We start from the raw sequence: 12,515 nt of genomic DNA on the forward strand, positions 1-12,515 counted from the left end.
TCACGGCGCCGCAGCCGCGCGCCCGCGCTCGTACCAGCCGCGGCTGCGTTCGACCAGGCGCACGACCGACAGCATCACCGGCACCTCGATCAGCACGCCGACCACGGTCGCCAGGGCGGCGCCGGACTTCAGCCCGAACAGGCCGATCGCGGCGGCCACCGCCAGTTCGAAGAAGTTGCTGGCGCCGATCAACGCACTCGGCGCGGCCACGCAGTGGGCGACGCCGAGCCGGCGGTTGAGCCAGTAGGCCAGGCCGGCGTTGAAGTAGACCTGGATCAGGATCGGCACCGCCAGCAGCGCGATGACCCGCGGCCGTTCGACGATGACCTCGCCCTGGAAGCCGAACAGCAGCACCAGCGTGGCCAGCAGCGCCGCCAGCGCCACCGGCGCGAACCGCGCCAGCGCGGCATCGAGCAGGGCGGGCCCGCCGCGCGCGAGCAGGAGCCGGCGCAATGCCTGCGCGATCGCGATCGGCACGAGGATGTACAGCAGCACCGAAAGCAGCAGGGTGCGGTACGGAATCGCCACCTCGGACAGGCCCAGCAGCAGGCCGACGATCGGTGCGAACGCGACCAGCATGACCACGTCGTTGAGCGCGACCTGGGCCAGGGTGAAGTGCGGCTCGCCGCGGCACAGGCCGCTCCAGACGAACACCATCGCGGTGCACGGCGCGGCCGCGAGCAGGATCAGCCCGGCGACGTAGGACGGGACCTGCTCCGCCGGCAGCCACGGCCGGAACAGCACCGAGACGAACAGCCACGCCAGCAGCGCCATCGAGAACGGCTTGACCGCCCAGTTGACGAACACGGTCACGCCCGCGCCCTTCCAGTGCGCGCCGACTTCGCGCAGCGCGGCGAAGTCGATCTTCACCAGCATCGGCACGATCATCAGCCAGACCAGCCCCGCCACCGGCAGGTTGACCCGGGCGGCCTCGGCCGCGCCGAGCGCCGCGAACGCGTCCGGGAACGCCCGCCCCAGGGCGATGCCGGCGACGATGCACAGCGCCACCCACAGGCTCAGCCAGCGCTCGAAGAAGCCGATCCGGGCGGGCGCGGCGGCGACGGCGGACGCGCTCATGCCGGCGGCTCGCCGATCGCGCGGATGCGCTGCTGCGCGGCCAGGCGATCGAGCTTGTCCAGCGGCAGCGCCACCAGCAGTTCGACCCGGCGGCGCAGCGCGGCGAAGGCGGCGAAATAGGCCTGGCGGCGCGCGGCTTCGTCGCCTTCGACCGCGGCCGGGTCGTCCACGCCCCAGTGCGCCGTGACCGGACCGCCGGGCCAGACCGGGCAGGCTTCGCCGGCGGCGTCGTCGCACACCGTGATCACCAGGTCCATCCGCGTGGCATCGGGGCCGGCGAATTCGTCCCAGCTCTTGCTGCGCAGCCGGCGCGCGTCGTAGCCCAACTGCGCGGCGAGCTCGGCCGCCATCGGCTGCACCCGGCCGCTCGGCCGGCTGCCGGCGCTGTAGGCGCGGAAGCGGCCCTGGCCGAGCATCTCGAGCAGGGCTTCGGCCATCACGCTGCGCGCGGAATTGCCGGTGCACAGGAACAGCACGTTGTAGGTCTTGGCGGTGTCGGTCATGGCGAGGCTGGCGGACGGAACGAAGGCGGTATCCGGCGTGAAGCGCGAGCGCGCAAGCGCGGCGGGTGGCGTCGCCGGCGTGGAGCGGGCGCGAGGTCAGCCGCAACCGGCCGTCGGCGTGCGGCACGCGGTCGCCGCGGCGGCGGGCGGCGCGGCGGATGGGCCGCAGCAGGCCGCGGGCGCGGGATCGGCGTCCGGCGCGTGGTAGGTCGCGGCCTCGCCGTGGGTGTGGAAGGCTTCCCAGCGCAGGCCCTGCGGATCCTCGGCCCAGAACTTGTCCGAGCGCGCGTAGCAGCAGGTCGCCGCGCGTTCGGCGAGCGCCACCGCATCGGCGGCGCGCAGGCGTGCGCCGAGGGCGCCGAGCGCCTCGGCGCCGTTCGCCTGCAGGCCGAGGTGGGCAAGACCAACGGCGTCGTGCGCGTGGCTGGAGATCGCGAAGTTGAGCCCCGGATCGTCGAGCAGCCACTTGGCGTAGTCGGCCTTGCGCACGCTCGGCCCGGCGCCGAACAGGGTCGAGTAGAAGCGCACGTTGGCGTCGAGGTCGGCGACGCGGAGATGGACGTGGAAGCGATGCGCGGGCATGTCAGCAACTCCGGCGGCCGGTGGGGAGGGAGCCGGGCGGGCAGGGCGCGCCGCCGCAGCAGTTCTCGGTGAGGTAGGCGAGCAGGGCGTCCATGCGCGCGAAGTCGGCGCGCACCCGGATCGAGCGGCCTTCGCGCTCGTCCGCGACCAGGCCGGCGCCGCGCAGCACGTTCAGATGCGCGGTCAGGGTGGCCGGGGGCACGCCGACCCGTTCGCGCAGCTCGCCCACGGCCAGCCCCGCCGGGCCGGCCTGGACCAGGGCGCGGAAGGCGGCGAGGCGGTGCTCCTGGCCGAGGGCGCGCAGGGCGTCGAGGGCGTCTTCGGTCTTCATAATTCCATGTTTCCAGAAATATAGAATTACGGCAAGCGGACCGTGCGCAGCGGCTACCATCTGTCGATGCACAAGGAATGCCTCACCGTCGTCGTCGCCGCCTACAACGAGGCCGAGAGCCTGCCGTTGCTGCAGCCGCGCATCGCCGCCGCGCTGGAGGCGCTGCCCGACCTGGAGGCGCGCGTGCTGTACGTCGACGACGGCAGCACCGACGGCACCTGGGAGGTGCTGCGGCGGCTGGCGCGGGCCGACCCCCGCATCGCCCTGCTGCGGCTGTCGCGCAATTTCGGCAAGGAGCTGGCGCTGACCGCCGGGCTCGACCGGGTGGAAACGGGCGCGGCGGTGATCCTCGACGCCGATGGCCAGGATCCGCCGGAGCTGATCCCGCAGTTCGTCGCCAAATGGCGCGAGGGCCACGACGACGTTTACGGCACCCGCATCGAGCGCGAGGGCGAAGGCTGGGTCAAGCGCGCGACCGCGCATGCGTTCTACCGGGTGATCGGGCGGCTGTCGAAGACGCCGATCCCCGCCGACACCGGCGACTTCCGCCTGCTCTCGCCGCGCGCGCTGGCGGCGCTGCGCCAGTTGCGCGAGCGCCACCGCTTCATGAAGGGGCTGTTCGGCTGGGTCGGCTTCAACCGCGTGGCCATCCCCTACCATCGCCACCCGCGCGCGGCCGGGCGCAGCAAGTTCAACTTCTGGCGGCTGTGGAACTTCGCCCTGGAAGGCATCACCAGCTTCTCGACCGCGCCGCTGCGGCTGGCGACCTACCTCGGCCTGCTGACCGCGCTGACCGCCTTCGCCTACGGCGTGTGGGTGGTGGCGAAGGCGCTGCTGTGGGGCGACCCCGTCGCCGGCTGGCCGAGCCTGATGGCGGTGGTGCTGTTCCTCGGCGGCGTGCAGCTGATCGCGCTGGGCATGATCGGCGAATACCTGGGCCGGCTGTACGACGAGGCCAAGCAGCGGCCGCTGTATCTCGTCGACACCTGGCTGCCCGCGGCGGGAGTATCCTCGGGGTCCCCGGCAGCGGAAGGAGTGGTCCATGCGCACCGTGCGGCAACTGCTCGAAGCGAAAGCGTCTGAGGTCTACGCGATCGGTCCCGACGAGCCGGTCATCGAGGCGATCCGGCTGATGGCCGAGAAGCGCATCGGCGCGTTGCTGGTGATGCAGGAGGGGCGGCTGGCGGGGATCATGTCCGAGCGCGACTACGCGCGGAAGATCGTGCTGCAGGGGCGGTCCTCGTCGGACACGCCGGTGCGCACGATCATGACCCCGGAGGTGATCACGGTGGGCCTGGACGACACCGTCGACCACTGCATGCAGGTGGTGACCGAGCAGCGCATCCGCCATCTCCCGGTGATGCACCGCGGCGAGGTGATCGGCGTGGTGTCGATCGGCGACCTGGTCAAGGCGGTGATCGAGGACCAGCAGGTGGAGCTGGCGCAGTTGCAGCGCTACATCGCCAGCTGAGGCGCGTTCGCCGGCCGGTCCCGTCCCTGGTCGCGCCGGGCGGCCGGTCCGGCTCGCGGCCCGGCCGCAGGCCGCGCCGCGGATCACCGCGCATAGCGCCCGCCACAGGCGGCGTCCTGGCCGGGGCCGAGTTCCAGCGTCGCCAGCAGCGCGGCGGGCGGGGCGATGCTGCCGAGGCCGAGCGCGACCGCGCCGCGCAGGCCGAGCGCGCCCAGGTCCGGCCGCACCCGCGGCTTGGCGAAGGTGCCGTCGACGCGCAGCGGCGTGCGCAGCGCGAGCAGGCTGCGGTCCTTCGGCCGCGGGCGGATGGTGAGGTCGAGCGTCTCGTCGCGCAGGCCGATCGTGCCGGCGCCGATCAGGATGGTGTCGGTGCTGTCGAACGCCAGCGAGCGCGCGGTCATCGCGCCGTCGGCGACGGCGAAATCGGCGAACGCGCAGCGCACCGGGATCATCCGGTCGCCGGCGAGCTTGAACTTGAGGATCTCGGCCAGGTCGATGCCGGCCATCTCCATCAGCAGGTTGCTGATCCGGCCGGGGCCCATGCCGAGCGCGACCTCGCCGTCGCTGCTGCCGAGCATCGCCGCGATCGAGTTGCCGGTGCCGCGCAGGTCGACGCGGCCGCCGGCCTTGCCGACCGCGTTGCGCATCAGCTGCACCTGCGGCAGCAGCCGCGACAGGTCCATGCCGCGCGCCTCGGCCTGCACCGCGGTGCGGATCGGCGCGCCGCGCGCGTCCATCCGCACGGTGGAGCGCAGCCGCCCGCCGGCCACGCCGAAGTCCAGCGGGTCCAGCCGCAGCAGGCCGTTCTCCAGCAGCAGGTGCGCGTCCATGTCGTCCAGCGGCAGCTTCGGGGCCTGGATCCGCGCCGCGCGCAGGCGCACGTCGGCGTCCATCGCGCGCAGCTTCTCCAGTTCGTACGGCGTGTCCGGCAGCACGCGGCCGTCGCGGCGCTCGCGCGCGGCCGCGCTCGCGTCGTCGCCGACGTCGGGCGGCGCGCCGACCAGGCCGGCGAGGTCGTCGAAATCGAGCAGCCGCGAATGCAGGTCGGCGCGGAAGTACGGGCGCGCGCCGCCGGTCTCGATGCCGGCTTCGCCGGACAGGTCGCTGTCGCCGACCCGGCCGCGGAAGCCGGAATAGCGCCACAGCGTGTTCTCGCGGCGGAGGCGGCCGTCGAGCGCGTACCGCGGCGTCGGCGGCAGGGCCAGGCCGACCAGCGGATACAGCTCGGCCAGGTCCTGGCCGGACAGCGCGAATTGCAGATCGAAGTGGCGCAGGCGCAGCGGATCGAACAGCGTGCCGCGCGCGTGCGCCCGGGTGCGGCCGGCGCGGGCGCGCAGGTCGATGCGGTAGGGCGCGTCGGCATCGCGCAGGCCCAGCGGCGAGGCGGCGACGCCGCTCAGGCGGAACGCGCTGCCGCGCCAGAGCCCGCCGCCGGCGATCCGCACCGGCGCCGGGCCGCCGCGGACACGCTCGCTGGCCAGGCCGACGCGGATGTCGGTGCGCCGACGCGGGTCGACGAAACGCAGCCGGCCCTGGTCGACCCACAGGCTGCGCAGGCGCACGCGGCTTTCGCCGCCGCGCTCGCCGAACGCCCAATTGCCGGCGCCGCTGGCCGGGTCGATCTCGAGCAGCACGGTCGGCCGGCGCAGGCGCAACTCCGGCACCACCGCGCGCCCGCGCAGCAGGGCGCCCAGCTCGAGGCGCAGGTCGACGCGCTCGGCCGCGGCCATGGTCGGCTCGCGCGCCCAGGCGGCGTTGCCGAAGCGCACCCGTTCCGCCGAGATCCGCGGGGTCCAGCCGAGGTCGACGTCGAGATCGCCGCCGATGTCGAAGCTGCGTCCGGTGCTCGCGTGCACCGCGCGCTCCACCGGCCCGCGGAACCAGTTCCAGTCCCAGAGCGCGATCAGCACCGCGACCGCCACCAGCAGCAGCGCCAGCGCGGCCAGCCACGGATGGCGGCGGACGAAGCGCCGCGGCGGTCCGGCGGCGGAAGCGGGGCTGGCGTGGCGCGGCATGTCCGGCATGGGGTTCGGGGCCGTCGCCGCGCCGCCGGGGCACGACGGGAGGCACGGCCGGCGGGGTCGGCCCCCACCATCGTCCGCCGCCGGTCAAACGGCGGTGAATGCGTTGGGGCCGATTCAGGCCGGCAGCATCTGGGCCAGCACGGCGACGTAGTGGCAGGCGCTGCCGGCGACCACGAACAGGTGCCAGATCGCGTGCGAGTAGGGCAGCGACGGCCGGTGGTAGAACACCGTGCCGAGCGTGTAGAACACGCCGCCGGCGAGCAGCCAGCCGAAGGTCCAGCCGTCGAGCGCGTCGAGCAGCGGCTCGATCGCGACGACCACCAGCCAGCCCATCGCGATGTAGATCGCGGTGGACAGCCGCTTGAAGCGGCCGGTGAAGAACAGCTTGAACGCGACGCCGGCCAACGCCAGGGTCCAGATCGCGGCGAACAGGCCCCAGCCCCACGGCCCGCGCAGCCCGACCAGGGTGAACGGCGTGTAGGTGCCGGCGATCAGCAGGTAGATCGCGCAGTGGTCGCAGACTTTCAGCCGCGCCTTGGCGCGCGGGTGCGGCACCGCGTGATACAGGGTCGAAGCGAGGTAGAGCAGCAGCAGGCACAGCCCGAACACGATCGCCCCGGCCAGGCGCCAGCCGTCGCCCGAGCGGGCCGCCAGCGCGACCAGCACCGTCCCGCCGGCCAGCGCAGCGGCCGCACCGAGGCCGTGGGTGAGCGCGTTGGCGAACTCCTCGCGCGGCGACGCGCCGCCCGGGTGCGGCGGCGGCGCGGAGGAGGTCGCGAGCGAACGAGCGCTGTCCATACGGAACGGCATCGTAGCGCATCGATGGCGGGCGGCGGGCGGGCGCCCGACGGCACGGCGCCGACCGGATCGCGCGCGCTCGGCCGTGCCCTGCGCCGTGCGCCCGCAGGAGGCCGCTATCGGCCGAACAGTCCCAGCCACCAGGCCGCCCACGCGCCCAGCGCGGCGAGCTGCACGGCGACGATGGCCCAGAACGCGACGCGGAAGCCGCGCTTCTCGGTCTTGTGGCGGAACGCGCGCATCGCCAGCCAGGCGCCGGCGGAGCCGCCGACCGCGGCCAGGCCGAGCAGCGAGTTCTCCGGCACCCGCGCCGCGCCGCGGCGCGCCATCGCCTTGTCGTAGCCGTACACGGCGAAGGCCAGCACGTTGGCGACCAGCAGCCAGGCGAGGATCGCTTCCAGCATCAGGCGATCTCCACCGCGTGCGCGTGCTCGCGGGTGGCCAGGAAGCGCACCGCCGGCGCGCGTTCCTCGGCCAGTTGCAGGTTGACCCGGGTCGGGGCGAGGTAGACCAGCTCGCCGGCCGCATCGAGCGCGAGGTTCGGCGCGTGCTTGTCGCGGAACTCCTCGAGCTTCTTCGGATCGTCGCAGCGGATCCAGCGCGCGGTGGCCACCTGCACCGGCTCGAACGTCGCGTCGACGCCGTACTCGTCCTTCAGCCGGTAGGCGACCACGTCGAACTGCAGCACGCCGACCGCGCCGAGGATCAGGTCGTTGCTCATCAGCGGGCGGAAGAACTGGGTGGCGCCTTCCTCCGACAGCTGCGCCAGGCCCTTCTGCAGCTGCTTCAGCTTGAGCGGGTCGCGCAGGCGCGCGCGGCGGAACAGCTCCGGCGCGAAGTTGGGGATGCCGACGAAGCTCAGCGCCTCGCCCTCGGTGAAGCTGTCGCCGATCGAGATCGTGCCGTGGTTGTGGATGCCGATCACGTCGCCCGGGAACGCGCTCTCGGCGATCTCGCGGTCGGAGGCCATGAAGGTCAGCGCGTTGGCCAGCTTCAGCTCCTTGCCGCTGCGCACGTGGAAGGCCTTCATTCCCGCCTTGAACTCGCCGGAGCAGACGCGCATGAACGCCACCCGGTCGCGGTGCTGCGGATCCATGTTGGCCTGGATCTTGAACACGAAGCCGGTGAGCCTGTGTTCGGTCGGCTGCACCTCGCGGCCGGTGGTCGCGCGCGGCTTGGGCGCGGGCGCGTGCTCGACGAAGAAGTCCAGCAGCAGCTGCACGCCGAAGTTGTTCACCGCCGAGCCGAAGAACACCGGCGTCTGCCGGCCGCGCAGGTAGGCGTCCGGGTCGAACGGGTGCGAGGCGCCCTCGACCAGCTCCAGCTGCTCGCGCAACTCGGCCAGCGTCTGTTCGCCGATGCGTTCGGCCAGCGCCGGGTCGTCGATCGACGCGAAGATGGTCGAATCCTGCCGGGTGAAGTTGCGCCCGGGCTCGTACAGGTGCACCTCGCCGGTGAGCAGGTGGACCACGCCCTTGAGCCGCTGGCCCATGCCGATCGGCCAGGTGATCGGCGCGCACTGGATCTTCAGCACGCTCTCGACCTCGTCCAGCAGCTCGATCGGGTCCTTGCCTTCGCGGTCGAGCTTGTTGATGAAGGTCATGATCGGCGTGTCGCGCAGGCGGCACACCTCCATCAGCTTGATCGTGCGCTCCTCGACGCCCTTGGCGACGTCGATCACCATCAGCGCGGAGTCGACCGCGGTCAGCACGCGGTAGGTGTCCTCGCCGAAGTCGGCGTGGCCCGGGGTGTCGAGCAGGTTGACGATGCGGCCCTCGTACGGGAACTGCATCACCGAGCTGGTGACCGAGATGCCGCGCTCCTTCTCCAGCGCCATCCAGTCGGACGTCGCATGGCGCGCGGCCTTGCGGCCCTTCACCGAGCCGGCCATCTGGATCGCCCCGCCGAACAGCAGCAGCTTCTCGGTCAGCGTGGTCTTGCCCGCGTCGGGGTGCGAGATGATCGCGAAGGTGCGGCGGCGGGCGGCTTCGGTGGCGACGTCGGACATGGCGAGGGGCGCGCGGCGGCCGGACGGAAGGCCCGCGGGCGGGAGGCTTGGGGAAGCCGGGCATTATACCGCCTGCGCTGCGGCCGCCGTCCGCAGGCCCTGGCGTGGCCGGTGCGCACCGCCGCCGAGGCGCGGCGCCGGCGCCCTGGACCGGCGCGCCGACGCGCCGGGAGCGCACGAAGTGTGCGGCGCGCCGCAGTTCGTGCGTGCCGCGCCGGCCCGGGGCTAAAGCGCGGCCGGGCGCGGCCGCTATCGGCTCAGGAACCGTGGCTTTCCGGAGAGGTGGCAGTGCGCATCGTGATCGTGGGCGAGGACGTCGGCCAGGCCGGCGCGTTCGAGCAGGCCTTGGCCGATTTCGGCCTGGACTGGCAGGCGCAGTGGCTGGCCGATCCGGCGCAGGCGCTGAACCTGCCGGCCGACGCCGTCATCGACGTGTTCGTCGCCGGCATGCAGGCCGGCCCCTTGCCCGGCCCGGTGCTGCTGGCCCAGCTGGCGGCGCTGTACCCGCAGGCGGTGCGCGTGCTGCTGCTGGAGGACCGCGACGCCGCCCTGCTGCAGGGGCTGGATTGCGCGCACCGGCTGCTGTCGCGGCCGCTGCGGGCGGAGGAGCTGATCGAGGCGGTGGAGAGCGTCGCCGACCTGCGGCAGATGCTCGACGGCGACGAGCTCAAGCAGGCGATCGGCCGGATCGGCTCGCTGCCGCCGCCGCCGCGGCTGTACCTGGAGCTCACCCGGCTGCTGCGCGACCCGGACGCCAGCAACGCGGCGATCGCGCAGACCCTGTCGCAGGACCCGGCGATCGTCGCCAAGGTGCTGCGGCTGTGCAATTCGGCGTATTTCTCCGGCGGCCGCGAAACCACCGACATCCGCGCCGCGGTGACCCGGCTCGGCCACCAGGCGCTGCTGCGGCTGGTGCTGGCCAGCGAGACCTTCCACGCGCCGCAGTTCGGCGGCGGCGTCGACCGCGCGGCGATGCAGGACCGCGCGCTGCGCACCTCCAGGCTGGCGCGGCGGCTGCTCGCCGGCCCCAGCGCCGAACTGGCCGCGACCGCGGGGCTGCTGGCCGAGGTCGGCCGGCTGCTGCCGGGCGTCGCGGCGCAGGAGGGCGATGCCGGGCCGCACTACGCCGAAGCGGGCGCGTACCTGCTCGGCCTGTGGGGCTTGCCGATGCCGATCGTCGAGGGCGTCGCCTACCACCACCGCCCGGCGCGGCTGCGCTCGACCGGCTTCTGGGTCGCCGGCGCGGTGCACGTCGCCGCGGCGCTGGTCGCCGGCACGCCGGTGGACGAGGCCTACCTGCGCTCGGTCGGCATGATCGACCGCCTGCCGCAGTGGCGCGACATGGTGGAGCCGCCGGCGCAGGAAGCCGCCTGAAGGAGCGGGCGGCGAGGAGCGAGGGCCACGGGGCATCACCCCGTCTCCCGTTGCCGACGCCCCGTTTCCCGCTCAGCGTCCGCCGGCGATCCGCAGCGGCCCGCGCGGGCCGGCCATCCGGAACGGGACCGACTCCAGGCGCATGCCGCGGTTGACCTGCACCGCGAAATGCAGGTGCGGGCCGGTGCTGAAGCCGGTGTTGCCGGACAGGCCGATCTGCTGGCCGGCGCGCACGCGCTGGCCGACCCGCACCAGCACGCCGTTGTCGGCGTTGAGGTGGGCGTACAGGGCCATGCTGCCGTCGTCGTGCAGGATGCGCACGAAGTTGGCGCGGCCGCCGTAGCGCTCGCGGTTGAGCCCGGCCTGGTCGAAGTCGGATTCGACCTGCATCACCGTGCCCTCGCGCGCGGCCAGCACCGGCGTGCCGACCGCCGCGGCGAAGTCCACCGCGTAGCGGTTCTGCGGATCGGCGTGGCTGAAATGGCCGCCGTAGCCCTGGTCGATGCGGAAGTCCGCCTGCCGCAGCGGCAGCAGGTACTCGACGTCGCGCGCGCGCGCGGCCGGGTCGCCGGGGGTGCCGGTCAGCGCCAGTTCGAAGTCGCCGCCGCTGTCCGGATCGGCCAGGCCCAGCACCGCGACCAGCGCGCTGCCGCGTGCCGGCACGGTGGCGCGCGCCGGCAGGCTCGGGCGCGAGGCGAAGTTGTGGCTGCGGGCGAAGCCGAGTTCGACCTCGACCGGCCCGGCGAGGCGGTTGTCGGCCCAGGCCAGGTAGCGTTCGCCGTCCTGCTCCAGGCGCAGCCGCGCGATCGCGCCGGGCTCGGCCTGCACCGGGATCGCCTGCACCGCGGCCGGCGGCGCGTCGGGCACGTGGTCGCCGTAATGGGTGACGCCGTTGCGGTCGGTCCAGCGGTAGACCTTGGCCGCGCCGGCGGCGGACGCGGCCGTCGCCAGCGCCGCCCCGAGCGTCCAGGCGAAAGTGCGTGCGCGCATGGGCTTCAGTCGAGGCAGCCGGGCGGCAGGTCCAGCACGCGCGCGACTTCGGCCAGGTCGAACGCGGCCACGGCATGGTCGTCGTGCACCGCGAACAGCGCGCCGAACGGGAAGGCCGCGGTCGCCGCGGCGTGCACGGCGATGGCGCCGGTGCCGGCGACGGTTTCGCCGCGGAAGCCGCCGCGCGGCGCCAGCGCGGCGCGGTCGAACAGGCGGAACCCGGTGCGCGCGGCGCGGCGCTCGGCCGCGATCCAGTAGCCGCTCCCGTCCGGGCAGGCCCACAGCGCCAGGCCCGCGGCCGCGCCGTCCAGAGCCGGCGCCGCGCCGCGCGCGTCGCCGCCATCGAAGCGGTAGGCGCGCAGGGCGGTGCCGTGCGCGCCCGCGTCGGCGAGCAGCAGGCGTCCGGACGCATCGTCGCCGGCGATCGCCGCGGCGCCGCGCAGCGCCGCGGTCCCGCGGTCGCCGAACGCGCCGAGGTGGCGCGCGCGCGCGCGGCCGTCCTCGTCGAAGCCGAGCACGTAGCGGTGCACGCGGCGACCGGGCCCGGCCTCCGGCGCGTCGGCGTCGACGACGTAGACCCGCAGTTCGTCCGGCGCGGTCTCGTCGACCCAGAGCGCATCCGGGGCGTGCAGCTCGGCCTCGCCGAAGCTGCCGAGCGGGGCGAAGTCCGGCAGGCCCAGCACCTGCACGCGGCGGTTGCCGCGCTCGGCCACGAACAGGCGCTCGCCGAACGCCGCCACGCCTGCCGGACGCAGGAACCGGCCCGGCCCCCGGCCGCGCGCGCCGACCGTGCGCAGGCGCGCGCCGCTGTCGGCATCGAACACGAGCAGGCGGTCGGCCGCCGGCGCGGCGGCGATCAGCCAGGCGCCGCCGTCCTCGGCCGGCCAGGTCGCGAGCGCGCCGAGCGCCTCCGGCTGCGCCGCGGACACGTAGCGCTCGAGCACCTCGCGCGGGCCGTCCGCGGAAGGCGCAGGCGGGGCGGGCGGCGCGCTGGTGCAGGCCGGGAGCACGGCCGCGAGCAGCGAAACGGCGAAGGCGCGCAGGGTCATGGGCGGGAGTTTATGCGATGCGCTCCGCGGGTCCTTTCCCGCGGACGCGGCGAGGCGACGCCGGTCGCGTGCGCGCCGCGGCCGCTCCGCGCGACGCAAGCGCCGAAATAATAAATCGCTATATGCGGATGAAGCGATTGACATCGGTCGCGGCCGCCGGCAGACTGGCCGCATCCATCGAGACCGGCTGAGGGACAGGCCCTACGAAGCCGGGGCAACCCAGCGACGCGGCATGCGAGTGCCGCGGAGCGAAGGTGCCAATTCCTGCGACGGGCTTCGGCCGGTCGGAAGATGGTTGCGTTGCGCAT

Annotated in this window: 13 protein-coding genes and 1 riboswitch; of the genes, 3 read left to right on the forward strand and 10 right to left on the reverse strand. The window is 74.0% G+C overall.

The features are described from left to right. From arsB to EDC50_RS00655, 4 genes are all read right to left on the reverse strand, one after another. A complete protein-coding gene (gene arsB / locus EDC50_RS00640) occupies nt 1–1,077 on the reverse strand; it encodes an ACR3 family arsenite efflux transporter (RefSeq protein ID WP_199742078.1) in 1,077 nt (358 codons plus the stop codon). Beyond that, nucleotides 1,074–1,580: an arsenate reductase ArsC gene (locus EDC50_RS00645; protein WP_123768553.1), complete on the reverse strand. Its 507-nt coding sequence runs from the start codon at nt 1,578–1,580 to the stop codon at nt 1,074–1,076. The genes arsB and EDC50_RS00645 overlap by 4 nt, the downstream gene beginning before the upstream one ends. 96 nt (nt 1,581–1,676) lie before the next feature. After that, on the reverse strand, nt 1,677–2,162 hold the full coding sequence (locus tag EDC50_RS00650; protein ID WP_123768554.1) for an ArsI/CadI family heavy metal resistance metalloenzyme: 486 nt from the start codon (nt 2,160–2,162) through the stop codon (nt 1,677–1,679). A gap of 1 nt (nt 2,163) precedes the next feature. Continuing rightward, entirely contained in the window at nt 2,164–2,493 is a 330-nt protein-coding gene (locus EDC50_RS00655) for an ArsR/SmtB family transcription factor (protein WP_123768555.1), read from the reverse strand. A gap of 66 nt (nt 2,494–2,559) precedes the next feature. Here EDC50_RS00655 and EDC50_RS00660 point away from each other — a divergent pair, with 66 nt between their 5' ends. Both EDC50_RS00660 and EDC50_RS00665 read left to right on the forward strand, forming a co-directional pair. Further along, nucleotides 2,560–3,576: a glycosyltransferase family 2 protein gene (locus tag EDC50_RS00660; protein WP_123768556.1), complete on the forward strand. Its 1,017-nt coding sequence runs from the start codon at nt 2,560–2,562 to the stop codon at nt 3,574–3,576. After that, nucleotides 3,536–3,964 carry a CBS domain-containing protein gene (locus EDC50_RS00665; protein ID WP_123768557.1) on the forward strand — a complete coding sequence of 143 codons (429 nt, stop codon included), beginning with the start codon at nt 3,536–3,538 and terminating at the stop codon, nt 3,962–3,964. Before EDC50_RS00660 ends, EDC50_RS00665 begins: the two co-directional genes overlap by 41 nt. Before the next feature lie 83 nt (nt 3,965–4,047). On the opposite strand, the gene EDC50_RS00670 is transcribed toward EDC50_RS00665, so the two are convergent. From EDC50_RS00670 to EDC50_RS00685, 4 genes are all read right to left on the reverse strand, one after another. Beyond that, nucleotides 4,048–5,979 carry an AsmA family protein gene (locus EDC50_RS00670; RefSeq protein WP_123768558.1) on the reverse strand — a complete coding sequence of 644 codons (1,932 nt, stop codon included), beginning with the start codon at nt 5,977–5,979 and terminating at the stop codon, nt 4,048–4,050. A gap of 123 nt (nt 5,980–6,102) precedes the next feature. After that, nucleotides 6,103–6,786, reverse strand: coding sequence for a PAQR family membrane homeostasis protein TrhA (gene trhA, locus EDC50_RS00675; RefSeq protein WP_123768559.1), 684 nt, complete (start codon nt 6,784–6,786; stop codon nt 6,103–6,105). Nucleotides 6,787–6,902: 116 nt separating this feature from the next. Beyond that, nucleotides 6,903–7,190: a DUF1294 domain-containing protein gene (locus EDC50_RS00680; protein WP_199742077.1), complete on the reverse strand. Its 288-nt coding sequence runs from the start codon at nt 7,188–7,190 to the stop codon at nt 6,903–6,905. After that, on the reverse strand, nt 7,190–8,794 hold the full coding sequence (locus EDC50_RS00685; protein ID WP_123768560.1) for a peptide chain release factor 3: 1,605 nt from the start codon (nt 8,792–8,794) through the stop codon (nt 7,190–7,192). Before EDC50_RS00685 ends, EDC50_RS00680 begins: the two co-directional genes overlap by 1 nt. 288 nt (nt 8,795–9,082) lie before the next feature. On the opposite strand from EDC50_RS00685, the gene EDC50_RS00690 reads away from it, so the two are divergent. After that, nucleotides 9,083–10,168, forward strand: a complete 1,086-nt coding sequence (locus EDC50_RS00690) for an HDOD domain-containing protein (RefSeq protein WP_123768561.1) — start codon at nt 9,083–9,085, stop codon at nt 10,166–10,168. Nucleotides 10,169–10,240: 72 nt separating this feature from the next. On the opposite strand, the gene EDC50_RS00695 is transcribed toward EDC50_RS00690, so the two are convergent. Beyond that, a complete protein-coding gene (locus EDC50_RS00695; RefSeq protein ID WP_123768562.1) occupies nt 10,241–11,158 on the reverse strand; it encodes a peptidoglycan DD-metalloendopeptidase family protein in 918 nt (305 codons plus the stop codon). 5 nt (nt 11,159–11,163) lie between these two features. Beyond that, nucleotides 11,164–12,207, reverse strand: coding sequence for an NHL repeat-containing protein (locus EDC50_RS00700; RefSeq protein ID WP_123768563.1), 1,044 nt, complete (start codon nt 12,205–12,207; stop codon nt 11,164–11,166). Between the two features lie 171 nt (nt 12,208–12,378). Beyond that, nucleotides 12,379–12,505, forward strand: a riboswitch (SAM riboswitch). Nucleotides 12,506–12,515: the final 10 nt, after the last annotated feature.

Source organism: Vulcaniibacterium tengchongense (genome assembly GCF_003814555.1).
Taxonomy (GTDB): domain Bacteria; phylum Pseudomonadota; class Gammaproteobacteria; order Xanthomonadales; family Xanthomonadaceae; genus Vulcaniibacterium; species Vulcaniibacterium tengchongense.

What these genes read in the sequence shown, in the direction of transcription:
- arsB (WP_199742078.1), bottom strand. Translation starts at nt 1,077, where the DNA reads ATGAGCGCGTCCGCCGTCGCCGCCGCGCCCGCCCGGATCGGCTTCTTC.
- EDC50_RS00645 (WP_123768553.1), bottom strand. Translation starts at nt 1,580, where the DNA reads ATGACCGACACCGCCAAGACCTACAACGTGCTGTTCCTGTGCACCGGC.
- EDC50_RS00650 (WP_123768554.1), bottom strand. Translation starts at nt 2,162, where the DNA reads ATGCCCGCGCATCGCTTCCACGTCCATCTCCGCGTCGCCGACCTCGAC.
- EDC50_RS00655 (WP_123768555.1), bottom strand. Translation starts at nt 2,493, where the DNA reads ATGAAGACCGAAGACGCCCTCGACGCCCTGCGCGCCCTCGGCCAGGAG.
- EDC50_RS00660 (WP_123768556.1), top strand. Translation starts at nt 2,560, where the DNA reads ATGCACAAGGAATGCCTCACCGTCGTCGTCGCCGCCTACAACGAGGCC.
- EDC50_RS00665 (WP_123768557.1), top strand. Translation starts at nt 3,536, where the DNA reads ATGCGCACCGTGCGGCAACTGCTCGAAGCGAAAGCGTCTGAGGTCTAC.
- EDC50_RS00670 (WP_123768558.1), bottom strand. Translation starts at nt 5,979, where the DNA reads ATGCCGCGCCACGCCAGCCCCGCTTCCGCCGCCGGACCGCCGCGGCGC.
- trhA (WP_123768559.1), bottom strand. Translation starts at nt 6,786, where the DNA reads ATGGACAGCGCTCGTTCGCTCGCGACCTCCTCCGCGCCGCCGCCGCAC.
- EDC50_RS00680 (WP_199742077.1), bottom strand. Translation starts at nt 7,190, where the DNA reads ATGCTGGAAGCGATCCTCGCCTGGCTGCTGGTCGCCAACGTGCTGGCC.
- EDC50_RS00685 (WP_123768560.1), bottom strand. Translation starts at nt 8,794, where the DNA reads ATGTCCGACGTCGCCACCGAAGCCGCCCGCCGCCGCACCTTCGCGATC.
- EDC50_RS00695 (WP_123768562.1), bottom strand. Translation starts at nt 11,158, where the DNA reads ATGCGCGCACGCACTTTCGCCTGGACGCTCGGGGCGGCGCTGGCGACG.
- EDC50_RS00700 (WP_123768563.1), bottom strand. Translation starts at nt 12,207, where the DNA reads ATGACCCTGCGCGCCTTCGCCGTTTCGCTGCTCGCGGCCGTGCTCCCG.